Below are 18,736 nucleotides of genomic sequence, written 5' to 3' on the forward strand. Positions count from 1 at the left end.
ATGCAGTTTGGATTTGTAATGCAGGACCGTCCCTTCTCTTTTGGAGAAGGGATAAGAGGGATGAGGCCAAATAGCGAACTGGACGCTGAAGTGTGCGACGCAATCCCCATAACTATCGGGACTGATAGTAGCAATACAGCTGGCTAAAAACAAAAGATAATAAACGATAAACAAGAAATTAATAATATGAACTTAGGAAATTTTACCATAAAAGCTGCTGAAGCCTTTCAACAGGCACAGCAATTAGCTTTTAATTCACAGAATCCAAATATAGAGACCGAACATATTTTGAAAGCATTGCTCGATCAGGAAGATTCTCCTGTTGAATACCTTTTGAAAAAGAATAATGTTACACTCAATTTGGTAGACGCAAAATTGGATGAGTTAATCAATAAACTTCCGAAGACATCAGGCGAACCGGCACAACAAATAAGCCGTGAAGCCAACAGCGTTGTTTTAAGGGCAGGTGCGTCATTGAAACAATTCAATGATGAATTTATTACCCCGGAGCACCTGGTTTTATCGATTGTTCAGGGAAATGATTCCACAGCCAAATTACTGAAGAACGCAGGACTTACAGAAAAGGGCCTGATTGCCGCGATCAAAGAATTGCGTAAGGGTGGCACTGTTACTTCACAAACCCAATCGCAGGAATTCAATGCGTTGAATAAATACTCCAAGAACCTGAACGAAATGGCCCGCGAGGGAAAGCTCGATCCTGTTATTGGCCGTGATGAAGAAATAAGAAGAACACTGCATATACTTTCACGCCGCACCAAGAATAATCCCTTATTGGTGGGTGAGCCGGGTGTTGGTAAAACGGCTATTGCCGAGGGCATTGCGCATCGTATCGTTAATGGTGATGTGCCTGAGAACCTGAAGTCAAAGATCATCTATGCATTAGATATGGCCTTACTGATCGCCGGAGCGAAGTATAAGGGTGAGTTTGAAGAGCGGTTGAAAGCGGTAGTAAAAGAAGTGTCCGGCAGCGATGGCGAGATCATTCTTTTTATCGACGAAATACATACCCTGGTTGGTGCAGGTGGCGGAGAAGGAGCCATGGATGCCGCTAATATCCTGAAACCGGCGCTGGCAAGAGGTGAATTGAGAGCGGTGGGCGCCACCACATTGAATGAATACCAGAAATTTTTTGAAAAGGACAAGGCTCTTGAGAGGCGTTTTCAGAAAGTGATGATCGATGAGCCAAGCGTGGAAGATGCAATATCCATTCTTCGTGGTTTAAAAGACCGTTACGAGACACACCACCATGTCCGGATCAAAGATGAAGCTATTATAGCAGCGGTGGAATTGTCAAGCCGGTATATCACAGATCGGTTTTTACCCGATAAAGCCATAGACCTGATCGATGAAAGTGCGGCCAAGCTTCGCCTGGAAATGAATTCCATGCCGGAAGAATTGGATAGACTGGAAAGACAAATACGTCAGCTGGAGATTGAAAGAGAAGCGATCAAAAGAGAGAACGATGAGGCAAAGTTAAAAGAGCTCAATACAAGCATTGCAAATTTGGCGGTAGAGAGAGATACATTCAAAGCTAAATGGAAAGAAGAAAAAGAGATTGTTGAAAAAGTACAGGATGCCAAGGCGCAGGTCGAAAAATTAAAACTTGAAGCTGAACAGGCGGAACGTAATGGCGACTACGGAAAAGTGGCCGAGATCCGATATGGTAAAATAAAGGACCAGGAAAAACTGATCAGCGATTATTCGGCTAAACTGGCTGCCATGAGTGAGAACTCAAGGATTATGAAAGAGGAAGTAGATGCTGAAGATATAGCTGAAAGTATTGCAAAGGCAACAGGCATTCCCGTGACAAAGATGATGCAGAGTGACAAGGAAAAATTATTGAACCTCGAAGATCATTTGCATGAAAGGGTAGTTGGCCAGGATGAAGCAATTACAGCTGTAGCCGATGCGATCAGGCGCAGCCGGGCCGGCCTGCATGATCCGAAGAAGCCGATCGGTTCATTCATTTTCCTTGGTACAACCGGTGTGGGTAAAACAGAATTGGCCAAGGCATTGGCAGAATACCTGTTTGATGATGAAAGCATGATGACCCGTATCGATATGAGTGAATACCAGGAAAAACATACCGTGTCAAGGCTGGTGGGTGCGCCTCCCGGATATGTAGGTTACGATGAAGGTGGTCAATTGACTGAAGCTGTCCGCCGCAAACCGTACAGCGTGGTGTTGCTGGACGAAATTGAAAAAGCTCATCCCGATGTGTGGAATGTATTGCTCCAAGTATTGGATGATGGTCGCCTGACAGATAATAAAGGCAGGGTAGTGAATTTTAAAAACACTATCATCATTATGACCAGCAATATTGGTAGTCATATCATCCAGGAAGCATTTGAGAATATAAAAGAAAATGCGATTGAGGAAGCGGCTGAAAAGGCAAAAGTGGAAGTGATGAATCTTTTAAGACAAACCATCAGGCCCGAGTTTCTAAACAGGGTAGATGAGATCATTATGTTCCAACCGTTGTTGAAAAAGGAAATACGATCAATCGTCAATATTCAGTTGAATAACCTGAAGAAACTAGTGGCGGAAAGTGGGATCAGGCTGGAGTTTACCGATTATGCATTGGATTTCCTCGCAGAACAGGGTTTCGATCCACAGTTTGGCGCCAGGCCATTGAAAAGATTGATTCAAAAGGAAATTGTGAATAAGCTGAGTAAACGAATTTTGGCAGGTGATATTCAAAAAGATCAGCCAGTGCTGATGGATGTGTTTGACAACAACGTGGTTTTCCGGAATGAAGCGCCACAATTAGAAAAACAAGGCAGAAAAAAATAAGGAAAAACCCCGGCGAAAGTCGGGGTTTTCATTTCTCCGTTATGTGGAATGGTTTGGTTTTTGTACTTCTTGCTCATATTAAATGTAATGAAACCAATGCGGCATACTTTTTTTATTATTTTTACGTTACACACTTACGATAGATTTAATACCTTATCAAAACAAGCATTATGAGTTATCCAGTATCCACACCCTCTACGGAAAACGGTCGTCCCTACACCCGTTACGTAATCCTTAGCTTATCCTTAGTACTTGTTGTTGCGCTGGCTTTTGGCGGATACAGAATTGTTTTCAACTCTTCGGCGACGCCGGGCGGAAATCCAACTAATAATTCGGCCACTGCTGCAGCTACGCCTCTTGAGAAAAAGGAGGAAGTTGCAAAACCTGTTATTGCTTCTCCCGAGGAGTATGATCGCAAAATTCAGCACATCGTTAATGGGGACTCTACTGGCAAATGGCCCGTGAAAAAAGATTATCCGCTCGAAGGCTCAATTTTTCCCTTTAAAAGGATTATTGCTTTTTATGGCAACCTGTATTCAAAACAAATGGGGATTTTAGGAGAACTTCCACGTCAGCAAATGCTTGCCAAATTGAAAGAAGAGGTAGCTGCCTGGCAAAAAGCGGACACGGCTTTGGAAGTAGTGCCTGCTCTTCACTATATAGCTGTAACAGCGCAGCAGGCTCCCGGAAAAGGTAACAAGTATCGCCTGAGAATGCCATTTCACCAAATAGATTCTGTGTTGAGCATGGCAAAAGAAATTAATGCACTTGTATTCATTGATGTTCAGGTAGGGCACAGCACATTGCAGCAGGAGCTCCCCGAATTGGAGAAATACCTGAAAATGCCAAATGTACACCTGGGTATCGACCCCGAGTTTTCAATGAAAGCCGGTCATGCTCCTGGTAAGATTGTGGGTACATTCGATGCCGCAGATATTAATTATGCCACCGAATATTTGGCTAAGCTGGTAAAAGAAAATAATCTTACTCCAAAAGTTTTTGTGATTCATCGTTTCACTCAAAACGGTGTTACCAACTACAAACAAATAAAACTCAGACCAGAAGTACAAGTGGTAATGGATATGGATGGTTGGGGACATCCGCCGTTGAAGATCGGTACGTATAAAAATTTTATACACAAAGAACCTGTTGAGTACACCGGCTTCAAAATATTTTATAAGAATGATTTAAAGAATAATGGCCGCTTGTTGACTCCCGGCGAAGTGCTTGCGTTAAAACCGCAGCCGGTTTATATACAATACCAGTAAAAACGAAGTAAGACTCAAACTTTTTGGAATAGCTTGTTGCAATTGTTGTGACAAGCTATTCTACTTTATCCATATAACATTTCCTGCACCTTGGTTCGTATACGTCTTTAGCACCCAGCATCACCTGATCTTCATTAGGGATTTTACGATATGAATAATTGGCGATATGCCCGCATTTTACACATATCGCATGCAGTTTGGTTACATAATCAGCTTTGGCCATGATAAATGGCATTTGACCAAAAGGCTTACCGGTAAAATCCATATCCAGCCCTGCGACAATAACCCGCATGCCCCTATATGCCAACTGGTCACATACATTGGGCAGTTCATTGTCAAAAAACTGGGCTTCGTCAATTCCTATAACATCCACATCCTGCGCCAATAATAATATCTTTTGCGAGTTATCGATGGGTGTAGACTGGATTTCGTTGGTGTCATGTGATATGATCCTTACCTCATCATACCGGGTGTCTAAGGCAGGTTTAAATATCTCGACTTTAAGATTAGCGATCTTTACTCTTTTAAGTCTGCGGATCAATTCTTCCGTTTTTCCGCTAAACATAGATCCGCATATCACTTCTATCCAACCGCGGCGTTCACCACGTATATTGGGTTCAATAAACATTGTTAAGATTAATTTTCGGGATTCGTAATCAATTTATTGGCAAACTGTTTGTAATTTTAAAACATTGGTTTGGTGGATAAGAACAGACTGCACGTACCATTTTGGGAATTTGCTGAGAGTATCTGCGAAATCAATTTTTAATCCTTTATTCCAGCGATCAAAAGTAGCAAAATGGAACGAATAGAAATTTTGATATCCAAGTTGAACGATCAATTAAAGCAAAAGGCAGCCCCGGAGCACATGCTTTTTACAGTTCAACTTTTGCAAAACGAGCTGATGGCTCAAAACCAGGCCGGAAAAACATTGGGTACTTCGAAAGTTTCTGTCGTTTTACCATCTGTTATGAATATCGATGCTTCTCAATATGAAAAATATGCTCCCAAACCTGTAGAGCAACCAAAGGAAGTAAAAGAAAAAGAAAAGGTGTTAATCGAAAAAGAATCTGTTTCAATCGTACAGGAAAATGGCCAGTTGGACATGGTATTTGACCCCATGGTTGAAATTCCCACTCTTAGTCATCAATTAAAGGAAAAGCAGGCAGAGTCGCTGAATGATAAACTAAAGCAGTCAAAAACTGAACTGGTAGAAGTATTAAAGGAAACTCCCATCAAAGATCTCCGTAAAGCAATTGGCATTAACGACCGGTTTGTATTCATTAATGATCTCTTCCGTGGTGATGAAGTAATGTACGAACGCAGTATAAAAACAATTAATAGTTTTAATATTTATCCGGAAGCTGAATATTGGATAAGCCGCGAATTAAAAACTAAATTAGGTTGGGATACCGATCTGCCCATTGTAACACAGTTCGATCAATTGGTTAAAAGGCGTTTTTCCTGAATGTAGTTCAGAATTTTTTCTGTAGCTCCCCTGTTTGCATACACATACTCTTTTGATTTTTCGCAAGCTTTATTATACGTTATTTCATCGTGCATAAATGCTTCAAGTGCCGTAATGCCTTCTTTTGTATCGCTAATGCTTATGGCGCCACCTGCCGCTATTAACTCAATTGCCTCATTGAATTTTTTATGATTTGGACCAAATAAAACGGGGCTGCCATATACAGCCGCTTCGAGGGTGTTGTGTATCCCTTTTCCAAAGCCACCCCCGATATAACTGATGGTCGCATATTTATACAGTCTGGATAGCATCCCAATATTATCTATTATGAGAATATTACCGGTTGATGGTAACGAATCAGGATGGTTATCCGCCACCAATTGTGAAAATAAGTGCGACCCGGGAAATAATTGTTGAAGTTGGGAGAGGTGTTCTTTTTTTATTTCGTGCGGTGCGATTATCAATTGCAAAGAAGAGGTGTCCTCAATGGCTAGCAATGATCTATGTAACAATTCCTCATCTGCCGGCCAGGTGCTTCCGGCAACAATTGTTTTTTTGCCCTGTCCAATAAATTTTTCGATAGCGGGGATTGGCGAGAAGTTTTCGGCAATTTGTATTACCCGGTCAAAACGGGTGTCGCCAGCTATTGTGCTTTTCCCATCAAGTTTTATAGAAGCCAGCATTTTATGAGATGACTCATTTTGTACAAACAAATGATCGAAGAATGATAGCATTTGTCGTTGTAAGCCTCCATACCATTTAAAGAATATGGAGCTTTTCCGGAACAGAGCGGAGATAAGTATGAGTGGAATCTTTTGTTGATTGATTTGTTTCAAATAGTAATACCAAAATTCATATTTCACGAATATGACAAGTGATGGTCTTACTATTTTAAGGAAAGATTTTGCATTATGAGCGGAATCCATCGGCAAATAAAACACCCAGTCTGCTTTTTCATAATTTTTTCTGACTTCATACCCCGAAGGAGAGAAAAATGTTAAAACTAATTTGTAATTTGGATAATCGACTTTAAGTCTTTCGATAATTGGCCTGCCTTGTTCAAATTCCCCTAATGAAGCGCAATGTACCCAAATGATTTCTGATTGCTGGTCAGCCATTTCGGTTGACATTTTTTCCCATATGTCTTGCCTGCCTGTGATCCATTTTCTGGCTTTGGAGTTAAAAATAGCAGCCAGCCTGATCCCTGTACCATAGAGAAATAAAAAAATATTGTAAAAAACTAATCCCAAATTCCGGATTTTATTGATTATGAGTTGGTCGCAAATGTAAAGTCAAACTAGGAAACTACCTGTATTTTACTATTTTTGCGCCGCTACAAATTGAAAGGCTGGAATGAATAAAGATATGTATGTCATTATGTTCCGGGGTTTTAATACCCGATGGCTTTTCTAAAAAAACAGCAGGATATAATATACCCCCTATGCGTCCAATACAAATGGTGGATACTAAAACGCAGTATCATAAAATTAAGACAGCAGTTGATGAAGCAGTATTGCAGGCGATGGAAAGCTCGGCGTTCATTAACGGGAAACCGGTTCATGATTTTGCGGCTAATCTTTCAGCCTACCTGGGGGTTAAGCACACTATTCCCTGTGCCAATGGGACAGATGCTTTGCAAATAGCGATGATGGCTTTGGAGCTGCAGCCGGGAGATGAGGTGATCACTCCCTCTTTTACTTATATAGCCACAACAGAGGTAATTGCCTTATTACGGTTAACACCGGTTTTTGTCGAGGTTGACCCCAAAACTTTTTGCATCGATCCGGTTGAATTGGAAAAGGTCATTACACCAAAAACCAAAGCTATAGTTCCTGTTCATTTATATGGCCAGTCAGCCCCTATGGACGAAATAATGGCTATTGCAAGAAAGTATAATCTCTACGTAATTGAAGACAATGCCCAGGCAATAGGTTGTGACTATACTTTTTCGGATGGAACAAAAAGAAAGACGGGAACTATCGGCCATATCGGGGCCACCTCTTTTTATCCTTCCAAAAATCTTGGGGCGTTTGGAGATGGTGGCGCTATTTTCACTAATGATGACATCCTGGCTGAAAAGCTGAAAATGATTGCAAATCATGGTCAGAGCAGACGATACTATCATGATGTGGTTGGATGTAATAGTCGTTTGGATACTATACAAGCTGCCATATTGGACATTAAGCTAAAACATTTGGATGAGTATAATATAGCACGGAGAAAAGTTGCTGATTTTTATGATAAAGTTTTTGCGGGAAACGCAAAAATTAGGACTCCACATCGGGCTGACTATTCCAATCATGTATTTCACCAGTATACTTTATTGCTTGAGGATGGAAATCGTTCGGCCGAAATAAGAGCAGGGCTGGTCGAATTCCTGGCAACACATAAAATTCCTTCCATGATTTACTACCCGATTCCAGGTCACCGGCAAAAAATGTTTGATCATTTTAAAACCGGATCACAATCCATGCCGGTTACTGACTGGCTTACCGAACGGGTATTTTCCTTGCCAATTCACACTGAACTTGATGATGAGCAGTTAGCGTTTATCGTTTCAAAAGTATTGGAGTATTTAAAATAATTTTCAATTAAAATTTTAAACAATAACATCCATGAAAATTGCAGTAATAGGAACAGGTTATGTAGGATTAGTAACAGGAACTTGTTTTTCCGAGACAGGTAATACCGTAACATGTGTGGATATAGATGAGGCAAAAGTTAACAAACTCCGGAATGGAGAAATAACTATTTATGAGCCGGGATTGGAAAAGATCTTTCTTCGCAATCTTAAAGAAGAAAGACTTTTGTTTACCACTAATCTCGGGGAAGGGATTAAAGATGCATCTATTATTTTCCTCGCCTTACCAACACCTCCGGGTGAAGATGGTTCAGCAGATCTGCGATATGTGTTAGGTGTGGCCGCTGAATTGGGCAAAATATTAAAGCCAGATGATTACAAAGTTATTGTTGATAAAAGCACAGTACCGGTGGGTACCGCGGAAAGGGTAAGAGCCGCTGTAATTAAAACCGGATCAGAAAGTATAGCAAATGCTTTTGATGTCGTATCAAATCCTGAATTTTTACGGGAGGGTGTAGCGGTTGATGACTTTATGAAACCAGACCGGGTGGTCATAGGCACGCATTCCGAGAGAGCCAAAAAATTAATGGGAGACCTATATGCTCCTTTTGTGCGCCAGGGTAATCCTGTTATATTTATGGATGAGCGTTCCGCTGAACTAACAAAATACGCAGCCAATTCCTTTCTTGCTGCCAAAATATCTTTCATGAATGAAATAGCGAAATTATGTGAATTGCTGGGGGCTGATGTAGACATGGTTCGCCGGGGGATTGGAAGTGATGAAAGAATCGGCAAGCGGTTTTTATTCCCCGGGATTGGCTATGGTGGAAGTTGCTTTCCAAAGGATGTGCAGGCCTTGGTGAAATCCGCAAATGAAGTGAAATATGATTTTAAAATTTTGAATGCGGTAATGGACGTAAATGAAACACAGAAACTTCATTTAATTCCAAAAATTAAAAAATACTTTAATGATGATCTAAAGGGCAAGCATTTTGCATTGTGGGGGCTTGCTTTTAAACCAAATACTGATGACATTCGGGAGGCACCGGCTTTGTATATGATCAATGCATTGATAGCCGAAGGTGCAACTGTTTGCGCCTTTGATCCTGAGGCAATGAAGAATGTAAAACAGGTACTGGGAGATAAAATTGAGTATGCCGAAAATCAGTATGTCGCCTTGAAAAACGCAGATGCATTGATCATTGCTACAGAGTGGAATGAATTCCGCACTCCTGATTTTCTAAAAATTGTTTCCAACCTTAAAAACAAAGCCATATTCGATGGACGTAATCTTTTTGATGTGGCTGCCGTTCGTGATTTAGGCTTCCATTATGAAAGTGTCGGCAGGGCGTATGCTAATCGATAGTATTCAATGGTTAGACATATTTGTTTTCCTTAATCCAAAATAAACTGCTTTAATCATGACAATTCAAGGTGAAATGAGTCAACAAAAATCTTCCGGAAGAGTTTTGATCACCGGCGCAGCCGGATTTTTAGGTTCGCATTTATGTGACCGCTTCATAAAAGAAGGATACAAAGTGATCGGGATGGATAACCTGATAACCGGTGATTTAAAAAATATTGAACACCTTTTTAAACTTGAACATTTTGAATTTTATCATCATGATGTGACCAAATTTATTCATGTTCCGGGTGATCTTGACTATATCCTGCATTTTGCTTCTCCGGCCAGTCCTATCGATTATTTAAAAATCCCTATTCAGACCCTGAAAGTAGGAGCAATGGGTACGCACAATTGCCTGGGATTGGCGAAAGCGAAAAAAGCGAGGATATTGGTAGCCAGCACAAGCGAGGTATACGGTGACCCTCTTGTGCATCCGCAAACCGAAGAATATTGGGGAAATGTAAATCCCGTGGGTCCGCGGGGAGTTTATGATGAGGCCAAGCGTTACATGGAGTCTATCACTATGGCTTATCATACTTTTCATAATGTTGATACCAGGATAATCCGCATTTTTAATACCTATGGCCCCCGGATGCGATTGAATGATGGAAGAGCTTTGCCTGCATTTATTGGGCAAGCATTAAGGGGAGAATCCTTAACAGTTTTTGGTGATGGATCACAAACAAGAAGTTTCTGTTATGTAGATGACCTGGTCGATGGGATTTATCGTTTGTTGTTAAGCGATTATCACTTGCCGGTTAATATTGGTAATCCCAATGAAATCTCACTAAAAGACTTTGCCGAGGAGGTGCTTGCTTTGACAGGAAATTCAGTAAAGATGACTTACAAACCGCTACCGGTGGATGATCCAAAACAGAGACAGCCCGATATTACTAAAGCGAGAAAGATTCTTGGTTGGCAGCCAAAGGTGAGCAGGAAGGAAGGATTAAAAATGACCTATGATTATTTTAAATCTTTACCAAAAGAGGAGTGGAGCAAGCAGCCGAAAGAATTTGTGAGTATTAAATAAAAACCAATCTGAACAATAAACTGCGATGCGTATTTTTAAACCTTAAACTTTATAATTTAAAGCATTTTCATGTATCAGGAATTAATTGAAAAAAGGGCAAAATTGGCTGTGATAGGCTTGGGATACGTAGGTCTCCCGATAGCATTAGAATTTGCAAAGAAAATATCGGTGATTGGTTTTGACATCAACGCCAAACGTGTTGAAATGATGAAGCAGGGCATTGACCCGAGCAACGAGCTGGAAAAAGAAGCGTTTGATGGCTGTGATATTGTTTTCACAAACTCATTGGATGTGTTGAGGGAAGCGAAGTTTTTTATAGTAGCGGTACCTACACCCGTTGATGAGCACCACGTGCCTGATCTTGTTCCGGTGCAAAAAGCTTCTGAAACAATAGGTAAGGTGGTAAAGAAAGGAGATTATGTTGTATTCGAGTCAACAGTATATCCGGGTTGTACGGAAGAAGATTGTTTACCGATCATAGAAGAATTATCAGGACTAAAAAATATCGTTGATTTTAAATTGGGATATTCTCCTGAAAGAATCAATCCGGGTGATAAACACCACACGCTGGCAAGCATTGTGAAAGTAGTTTCAGGATGTGATGACGAATCATTGGAAGAGATTGCGAAAACCTATGAGTTGGTAGTAAAAGCAGGGGTACACAGAGCTTCTTGTATCAAAGTGGCAGAAGCTGCTAAAATTATCGAAAATACCCAGCGGGATTTGAATATTGCGTTGATGAATGAATTGTCAATCATTTTTGACAGGATGGATATCAACACGTTTGAAGTATTGGAAGCTGCAGGAACCAAATGGAATTTCTTAAAGTTTCAGCCCGGTCTGGTAGGCGGACACTGTATTGGCGTTGACCCTTATTATCTCACGCATAAAGCAAATGAGCTGGGATACAAATCACAGGTTATTCTCGCTGGCCGCACGATTAATGATGATATGGCTAACTATGTAGCCCGTAAAACCGTGCAGCATATCATTAAAACCGTAGGGGATGTAAAGTCTGCGAGGGTTTTGGTTAAGGGAGCTACCTTCAAAGAAAACGTAAGCGATATCCGTAATTCCAAAGTGGCCGATGTGGTAAAGGCATTGAAGGCATTTTATGTAAATGTGGATGTCGAAGATCCTCATGCTGACTCGGCAGAGTTGGAGCATGAGTATGGGTTTGGTCTTACTGAAGAGATAGGCAAAGAATATGACGCGGTTATCGTAACTGTTCCGCATAATGATTACATAAAATTAGATGACGATTATTTCTCTGGTATTACTAAACCTCATGCACTGGTCGCAGACCTGAAGGGAATTTATCGCAATAAAATCAACAATAGAAAATACTGGAGTTTATAGTATGCCATTTATAACGACAGACATCCCCGGATTGCTTGTGTTTGAACCAAAAATTTTTGAAGACAGCCGCGGGTATTTTTTCGAATCCTATAATGAAAAAACGTTTCAGCAGCAGGGAGTCAATATCCGGTTTATCCAGGATAATCAATCATCTTCTTCCTATGGCGTGATACGTGGCTTGCATTACCAGCTAAATCCACATGCACAAGCCAAGTTGATTCGTGTATTGCAGGGCAGCATCCTGGATGTGGCGGTAGATATAAGAAAGGGCTCTCCCACCTACGGAAAGCATTTCGATATAGAGTTATCTGCGGAGAATAAAAAGCAATTATTAATACCCCGGGGATTTGCACATGGATTTTCTGTGCTGAGTGAGAAGGCAGAGGTGCTTTATAAGTGCGATGCGTTTTATCACAAGGAAAGCGAAGGTGGTATCCGTTTTGATGATCCTTCATTAAATATTAATTGGCAGATACCCGCCGATAAAGCTATTGTATCGGATAAAGACCTGGTGTTACCATTCCTGGCAGAAAGTCAATCCAATTTCACATTTGAGCAGTAACGGTATGCGTAAAAAAATACTAGTGACGGGTGCTAATGGCCAGGTAGGAGAAGAACTGCAGAAATTAGCAAAGTCATACACCAGCTTTGAATTTATTTTTACCACAAGGGAACAGTTAGCGTTAGATAATCCTGCAGCAATCAGGGAGTATATTTCCAATAGTAAACCCGATTATCTTATTAACTGTGCGGCTTATACAGCAGTTGACAAGGCGGAATCGGAGAAAGAGCTGGCTTATACAATAAATGCGGAAGCTCCCAAAGAGATGGCTATTGCCTGTGAAGCGGGCAACATTCAACTCATACACCTATCCACCGATTATGTTTTTAATGGTAAAGGCAACTTTCCCTATAAAGAAGATGATATTACTGATCCGGTAAACCTGTATGGCGATTCAAAGCTTGAAGGAGAAAAAAGCATAATTCAAAATAATCCTTCCGCAATAATCATTCGCACCGCCTGGGTTTATTCAGAGTTTGGAAAAAATTTTGTCAAAACAATGTTGCGTTTAATGGCCGAGAAAGACCAGGTGAATGTTGTCAGTGATCAAAGAGGCGCTCCGACCCATGCGGCTGATTTAGCAGAAGCTATTATGAACATCATTTCGAATTTGGAAATTAGCGATCATCAAACACCCGGTTACGGAGGCATCTATCATTTCAGCAATGACGGCAATATTAGCTGGTATGATTTTGCAGTTGCGATAAAAGAATTGTCGGGAAGCAACTGTGTAGTCAACCCAATTCCTACTTCACATTTTCCAACACCGGCTAAGAGGCCTTTCTATTCCGTGTTGGACAAGACAAAGATCCAACACCGTTTTGGCATTGAGATCAAAGATTGGAAGAAGAGTCTTGCAACATGCATCGATAAAATCAAACAGAAGAGTTAAGTTAAAACTGCAGTATAACTCCTCCGAAATAGTTTCGTAAGGGAGAAGGATTGTAATATCTTTTGGCAGGAGCAACTGCATTAATATCATTTCCCAGGCTATAATGTTCATCTAAAATATTGTCAACGCCTGCAAATAACTCCATGGCAATCGAAGAAGTTAGTTTCCTTTTCCAGCCCAGTTTGGCTTGCAACAAGTAATATTCTTTAGCAAATGCATCGTTGGCATCGTTCAGTGGTAATTTAGACATGTAATTAAGATTTGCATGTAAATAAAATCCTGGTGATGTAGAGATATCCAACCCGGTTATTGAGTTGTATTTGGGAACCCCTGTCAAAGCATTGCCTGAATAATCTAGGGTATCGTTAAAATAATTGGTGAAATTATAGTCATTGTACGTAAAGCCGGACCATAGCTTTACCAGGTTAAAAAAGTTCGAAGTGTTATTGACAAATGCATAACCTATATACAATTCGGCCCCTTTTTGCTTAGTACCTCCTGCGTTCACAAAATACTCCGCGCCTATAGCATTTGTTCTTCTCACAATGGCCTGCTTCAATTTAAAGTAGTAAATGGAAGCATCATATTGTAAACGGTTATTAACAGTGCTTCCGCGAAAACCAAATTCATAATTCCAGCCAAACTCAGGCTGAAGAGCTGTATTAAAGCTTCCTTCTGATGGCCTGATTTCAGCCAATGTAGCTGGTGAAAATCCTTTGCTTGCCGAAGCATATACTGACAGGTATTGTTTGAAAGGATACAAGACCGCTATACGTGGCAAAAGTTGCTCATCAAACGTTGTCTTTCTTTTTGCATCATCAGCTCCGGTTAAGCGCCTATACTGGAATGTATATTTATTAGTGCTGGCACCCGCCTGTATCAACAATTTCTTTTTTATCTGCCATTCCAGTTGTGCAAAGGGAAACCATTGGCTGACCCATATTTTGTCTTTGGCTTGAATGGTATCAGGCACCCCTTTCCTGTTACCGTATTCATTAATACCAGCATAGCCATGCATCCATTCCATGCCACCAATTACTTGTAAGCTATGAGCACTGAAGTTTGCGTTATAAATAAATTTCGTTCGTGCTGCCAGGTTCGCTTCATTTCGCTTTTCATATTTAGTAATAAAAGGATTTTTTAAATCTGTATTCGAAAACGAAACAGAGCTGACATTTGTCCATCGCTGATTGAACGTGTGTGTATGGCTTAAACCACCAAAAAAAGTCTTGTTGTAAATAGCAGCCTTTTGCTCAGCGGCACTGGGTAGGGTAGCAGTAGCCGGTCTTGATTGCCTGGGATTCTGCTCCATCTGTGCCAGCGTCAATCCACCGGGTGTTTGATAATATAAATCGGCATATAATAACAACCATTCTGTTTTGTCTTTTTCTGAAAATTTGTTTTGGCCATTCCATTGAAAAACATCCCGTCGCAGTTTGCTATTGTCTCTATAACCGTCGGCTTGTTGATGACTTTGATTAAATGATGAACTAAATCCATTTTTCCGGTATTTCCACTGGGCCTGCTCTCCCAGGCTACCGTATGAACCTCCATTCAACTGCAAGCGGAAACGATTTGATTTTGTCTTGCCGCCATCATCAACAATTGGTAGTTCATCCGTATGCAACACCACAACACCCCCTGTGTTAGCTCCATACAAACTTCCTCCAGGTCCTTTTAAAATTTCAATAGCGCCAATAGTCACCGGGTCTACCAGGTTTAAATAAGTATTGCCACCGGCATCTGTAAACGGCATGTCGTTCCAATAAACTTTTATATTTCTTACTCCAAACGGTGAACGAAGCAAGCTGCCCCTAATATTCAGCCGATAACTTCCCGGAGATCGCTCTTCCATTTTTACACCCGGAATAGCATTAACGGACGGTAGTAATGTTGTATTAGAAAGTCTTTCGATATCGCTGGTAGTGATATAACCGACTGCGACCGGTGTTTCTGCTAATGAGCGGTTCGATTCATAACCTTTTAATAAAACCGGGGATAATTCTTTTATGGAGTCTTTCTCAATTACAGGATTTTCTGTTTGGGCAAAACTTGTTAGCTGCAACAGCAACAAGAAAAAGCAGAGTTGGTGTTTCATATTGCATCAAAACTACTTAAACATTGCAAAAAAATAGCAAAGAATTAAAGTCATTTAATTGGTGCCAATTTTTATCGGGGATCAATGAGGTTGTTTTTTAGATTGGCGGTAGAATCTTTTTATATTTAAGTTGACAGTAACTACGTATAGAATCAGGTCCGAGACAGTACAGGATGGAAGAATTGTGATGCAGAGTTATCTTAACTTTTGTAAACTTTCAACCTCAAAAAAAGCTTGTCATGCGAAATCTCTTTCTTTTGCTCTCCAGTATCTTTTTTGGTTCCATTTGCCCGGCCCAACTAAAGGTTCAGAATTTGTTAACTGAAAACCTAAGTAATCCAATTGGTATCGATTCAAAACAACCAAGGTTTAGCTGGCAATTGATAAGTGATAAAAGAAATACACTTCAGACGGCTTATGAAATAAAAGTAAGTGCCGGTAAAAACGCAGTATGGTCAAGCGGGAAAGTATCGTCGGATCAATCTGTACAGGTACCGTACAAGGGCAATTCATTACAGTCCGCAAAAAAATATCAATGGCAGGTAAGAGTGTGGGATAATAAAGGAGGGGTATCCGGTTGGAGTAACCTGGCTTTTTTTCAGACGGCATTGCTGGATAAGGCAGACCCGATAGCTATCGGGTGGAAAGCTAAATGGATCGAAATTGGATATACTGAAGATTCCATTAACCGGCCGGCCCAATATTTTCGCAAGCAATTTTCGGTCAATAAAAAAATTGCTGCAGCTACAGTTTTCGTTACAGCCCATGGCATGTATGAAGCCTCAGTCAACGGGAAAAGGGTAGGCGATTATTATCTTACTCCCGGTTGGACAAGTTATAATAAGCGGTTGCAATACCAGGTGTATGACATCACCAATTTACTGGAGCGTGGAAAAAATGCTATTGGCATAGTGGTGGGCAACGGATGGTACCGCGGATTTCTTGCCTGGGAAAATAGTAAAGATATCTATGGTAAAAAGTTGGGTGTACTGGCTCAATTACATATACATTATGCTGATGGCTCCGAAGAAATAATCAGCTCGGACAATAGTTGGAAATCTTCTACCGGCGGTATTCGTTATGCTGAAATTTACCATGGAGAAACCTATGATGCCAGGGAAGAAAAGAAAGGCTGGTCAACCGCTGCTTTTAATGATGCTGAATGGTCAGGTGTGAAGGAGCAGGCAAGCTCGTATGATAATCTTGTTGCCACCTGCAATGAACCTGTAAAAAAGCATGAAACTTTTAAAGCCCTGAAAATTTTTACAACACCTACGGGGGAGCGGGTCATTGACTTTGGGCAAAACCTGGTGGGTTGGGTCATGGTGAAAGGCTGGGGCAAAGCAGGTGATAAGATCACTTTGCAACATGCTGAAGTTTTGGATAAAGCAGGAAATTTTTATATCGAAAATCTTCGGGCTGCAAAAGCTACTGCCCGGTATATTTTAAGTGGTAATGGAGAAGAAAATTTCGAACCTCATTTTACTTTTTTTGGTTTTCGATATGTCAAGGTTGTCGACTATCCGGGGGAGCTGAAACCCGAAGACTTCACCGCAGTTGCCCTTTATTCCGATATGAAACCAACGGGCAACTTCACTTCCTCGCATCCATTGATCAACCAACTTCAGCATAATATTCAATGGGGACAACGGGGTAATTTTCTCGACGTTCCTACTGACTGTCCGCAGCGGGATGAAAGATTGGGTTGGACAGGAGATGCCCAGGCATTTTCAAGAACAGCTGCTTTCAATTTTGGTGTCAATAATTTTTTTGCCAAATGGTTGAAAGATGTAGCGGCTGATCAAATTAATGGAAGCGTTCCGTTTGTTGTGCCAAATGTTTTGGGAAGTGGGTCAGCCGGATCTGCCGGCTGGGCCGATGCGGCTACGATCATCCCTTGGAACATGTACCTCGCTTATGGAGATAAAAAGATATTGGAAGATCAATATGAAAGCATGAAGGCCTGGATAGGTTTTATGGAGAAGAACAGCACGAATTTTTTATGGAATAGAGGTTTTCATTTTGGCGACTGGCTTTTTTATCGTCCTTTTGATGACAATGACGGACGATCTGCTGTAACGGATAAATATCTTATTGCTCAATGTTTTTTTGCCCACTCTACTCAATTACTCGTTAATGCAGCAAAAGTGTTGGGCAAGAGCGAAGATGTTTCAACTTACTCCAACTTATTGCAAAAGATCAAAGATGCTTTTCTGAAAGAATATGTAACGGGTAACGGCCGCCTCGTATCCAGTACACAAACAGCTTACGTACTCGCCTTGAATTTTGATGTGCTGCCCGAAAACCTGCGGCAGCAGGCAGCGCAACGGCTGGCCGATAATGTAAGAAACTATAATAATCATCTTACCACCGGTTTTTTGGGTACACCTTATTTGTGTCATGTGCTTAGCCGTTTTGGTTACACTGATATTGCTTATAAATTATTGCTGCAGGAAGATTATCCTTCATGGTTATATCCTGTAAAAATGGGAGCTACCACTATTTGGGAACGCTGGGATGGAATCAAACCCGACGGCACTTTTCAAACTCCGACGATGAATTCATATAATCACTACGCCTATGGTGCTATTGGCGACTGGATGTATAGAGTAATGGTAGGTTTGGATACACATGAAGATGGCGTCGGATATAAGCAGATAAAAATAAAACCGTATATCGGCGGTGGATTTACCAATGCTTCTGCATCATTAAAGACTTATTATGGCACCCTTAGCAGCGGATGGAAGGTGGAAGCAGATAAAATAATAATGAATGTGGAAATACCTGCCAATACAACAGCCACTATTTATATTCCTGCTGCGGATGTTGCAACCACCATGGAAGGTGGCAAAAGCATTTCCTCCTTAAAAGAAATATCAATTGCGGGAAAGGAAGAGGGATATGTTGTGGTAAAATTGGGATCAGGCATATATCATTTTGAAGCATCCAGGCCGGCAGAGGCGAGAGTGAAATTTAATCCGGCTGATTATGTTGGCAACTACAAAGTGGAAGGAGGTACGATCAGCAATATCGAAATAAAGACGCAGAATGATAAACTGGTGGCTGTCATAATGAATAATAGTGGGGAACTGGAACCTATAAGAAATATCAAAGATCAATTCGAAGGAACAGATGGTTCGACGATTAGTTTTATCCGGGACGATAAAGGGAAAGTGGTAAGGTTAAAATTGGAAGGAGGATGGACGGCGTTCGAAGGAGTGAGGCAATGACAACTTTTGCTAAAGAATAAATTTGATTT

The 18,736-nt window shown here is 40.9% G+C and carries 13 protein-coding genes; 10 read left to right on the forward strand and 3 right to left on the reverse strand.

Going from position 1 to position 18,736, the window contains the following annotated elements:
* Positions 1-186: 186 nt before the first annotated feature.
* Positions 187-2,814 carry an ATP-dependent chaperone ClpB gene (gene clpB, locus P2W73_RS03560; protein ID WP_276500613.1) on the forward strand — a complete coding sequence of 876 codons (2,628 nt, stop codon included), beginning with the start codon at positions 187-189 and terminating at the stop codon, positions 2,812-2,814.
* Between the two features lie 170 nt (positions 2,815-2,984).
* Positions 2,985-4,082: a hypothetical protein gene (locus tag P2W73_RS03565; protein ID WP_276500614.1), complete on the forward strand. Its 1,098-nt coding sequence runs from the start codon at positions 2,985-2,987 to the stop codon at positions 4,080-4,082.
* A 55-nt stretch (positions 4,083-4,137) separates the two neighbouring features.
* Here the strand turns inward: P2W73_RS03565 and P2W73_RS03570 are convergent, their stop codons facing one another.
* Positions 4,138-4,710, reverse strand: a complete 573-nt coding sequence (locus P2W73_RS03570) for a thymidine kinase (protein ID WP_276500615.1) — start codon at positions 4,708-4,710, stop codon at positions 4,138-4,140.
* Between the two features lie 171 nt (positions 4,711-4,881).
* Between P2W73_RS03570 and P2W73_RS03575 the strand changes: the two genes are divergently transcribed.
* Positions 4,882-5,550 (forward strand): DUF8457 domain-containing protein, encoded by a 669-nt coding sequence (locus P2W73_RS03575; RefSeq protein ID WP_276500616.1) that lies wholly within the window; start codon positions 4,882-4,884, stop codon positions 5,548-5,550.
* On the opposite strand, the gene P2W73_RS03580 is transcribed toward P2W73_RS03575, so the two are convergent.
* Positions 5,523-6,800 (reverse strand): 3-deoxy-D-manno-octulosonic acid transferase, encoded by a 1,278-nt coding sequence (locus P2W73_RS03580; RefSeq protein WP_276500617.1) that lies wholly within the window; start codon positions 6,798-6,800, stop codon positions 5,523-5,525. The two genes, P2W73_RS03575 and P2W73_RS03580, sit on opposite strands and share 28 nt — an antisense overlap.
* Positions 6,801-6,991: 191 nt before the next feature.
* Here P2W73_RS03580 and P2W73_RS03585 point away from each other — a divergent pair, with 191 nt between their 5' ends.
* From P2W73_RS03585 to rfbD, 6 genes are all read left to right on the forward strand, one after another.
* Positions 6,992-8,134 (forward strand): DegT/DnrJ/EryC1/StrS family aminotransferase, encoded by a 1,143-nt coding sequence (locus P2W73_RS03585; protein ID WP_276500618.1) that lies wholly within the window; start codon positions 6,992-6,994, stop codon positions 8,132-8,134.
* A gap of 31 nt (positions 8,135-8,165) precedes the next feature.
* Positions 8,166-9,497, forward strand: a complete 1,332-nt coding sequence (locus tag P2W73_RS03590) for a UDP-glucose dehydrogenase family protein (protein ID WP_276500619.1) — start codon at positions 8,166-8,168, stop codon at positions 9,495-9,497.
* A 55-nt stretch (positions 9,498-9,552) separates the two neighbouring features.
* Complete coding sequence (locus tag P2W73_RS03595; protein ID WP_276500620.1) at positions 9,553-10,566, forward strand: UDP-glucuronic acid decarboxylase family protein; 1,014 nt, start codon at positions 9,553-9,555, stop codon at positions 10,564-10,566.
* Between the two features lie 69 nt (positions 10,567-10,635).
* Entirely contained in the window at positions 10,636-11,925 is a 1,290-nt protein-coding gene (locus tag P2W73_RS03600) for a nucleotide sugar dehydrogenase (protein ID WP_276500621.1), read from the forward strand.
* Position 11,926: 1 nt separating this feature from the next.
* Positions 11,927-12,487, forward strand: a complete 561-nt coding sequence (rfbC, locus tag P2W73_RS03605; RefSeq protein ID WP_276500622.1) for a dTDP-4-dehydrorhamnose 3,5-epimerase — start codon at positions 11,927-11,929, stop codon at positions 12,485-12,487.
* 4 nt (positions 12,488-12,491) lie between these two features.
* On the forward strand, positions 12,492-13,379 hold the full coding sequence (gene rfbD, locus P2W73_RS03610) for a dTDP-4-dehydrorhamnose reductase (protein WP_276500623.1): 888 nt from the start codon (positions 12,492-12,494) through the stop codon (positions 13,377-13,379).
* A gap of 1 nt (position 13,380) precedes the next feature.
* Here the strand turns inward: rfbD and P2W73_RS03615 are convergent, their stop codons facing one another.
* On the reverse strand, positions 13,381-15,477 hold the full coding sequence (locus P2W73_RS03615) for a TonB-dependent receptor (protein ID WP_276500624.1): 2,097 nt from the start codon (positions 15,475-15,477) through the stop codon (positions 13,381-13,383).
* A gap of 239 nt (positions 15,478-15,716) precedes the next feature.
* Between P2W73_RS03615 and P2W73_RS03620 the strand changes: the two genes are divergently transcribed.
* Positions 15,717-18,707: a family 78 glycoside hydrolase catalytic domain gene (locus P2W73_RS03620; RefSeq protein ID WP_276500625.1), complete on the forward strand. Its 2,991-nt coding sequence runs from the start codon at positions 15,717-15,719 to the stop codon at positions 18,705-18,707.
* Positions 18,708-18,736 lie beyond the last annotated feature (29 nt).

It is taken from the genome of Terrimonas pollutisoli, assembly GCF_029360765.1.
Lineage (GTDB): Bacteria > Bacteroidota > Bacteroidia > Chitinophagales > Chitinophagaceae > Terrimonas_B > Terrimonas_B pollutisoli.

Coding starts and splice junctions, on each gene's coding strand:
- clpB (WP_276500613.1), top strand. CDS start 187: ATGAACTTAGGAAATTTTACCATAAAAGCTGCTGAAGCCTTTCAACAG.
- P2W73_RS03565 (WP_276500614.1), top strand. CDS start 2,985: ATGAGTTATCCAGTATCCACACCCTCTACGGAAAACGGTCGTCCCTAC.
- P2W73_RS03570 (WP_276500615.1), bottom strand. CDS start 4,710: ATGTTTATTGAACCCAATATACGTGGTGAACGCCGCGGTTGGATAGAA.
- P2W73_RS03575 (WP_276500616.1), top strand. CDS start 4,882: ATGGAACGAATAGAAATTTTGATATCCAAGTTGAACGATCAATTAAAG.
- P2W73_RS03585 (WP_276500618.1), top strand. CDS start 6,992: ATGCGTCCAATACAAATGGTGGATACTAAAACGCAGTATCATAAAATT.
- P2W73_RS03590 (WP_276500619.1), top strand. CDS start 8,166: ATGAAAATTGCAGTAATAGGAACAGGTTATGTAGGATTAGTAACAGGA.
- P2W73_RS03595 (WP_276500620.1), top strand. CDS start 9,553: ATGACAATTCAAGGTGAAATGAGTCAACAAAAATCTTCCGGAAGAGTT.
- P2W73_RS03600 (WP_276500621.1), top strand. CDS start 10,636: ATGTATCAGGAATTAATTGAAAAAAGGGCAAAATTGGCTGTGATAGGC.
- rfbC (WP_276500622.1), top strand. CDS start 11,927: ATGCCATTTATAACGACAGACATCCCCGGATTGCTTGTGTTTGAACCA.
- rfbD (WP_276500623.1), top strand. CDS start 12,492: ATGCGTAAAAAAATACTAGTGACGGGTGCTAATGGCCAGGTAGGAGAA.
- P2W73_RS03615 (WP_276500624.1), bottom strand. CDS start 15,477: ATGAAACACCAACTCTGCTTTTTCTTGTTGCTGTTGCAGCTAACAAGT.
- P2W73_RS03620 (WP_276500625.1), top strand. CDS start 15,717: ATGCGAAATCTCTTTCTTTTGCTCTCCAGTATCTTTTTTGGTTCCATT.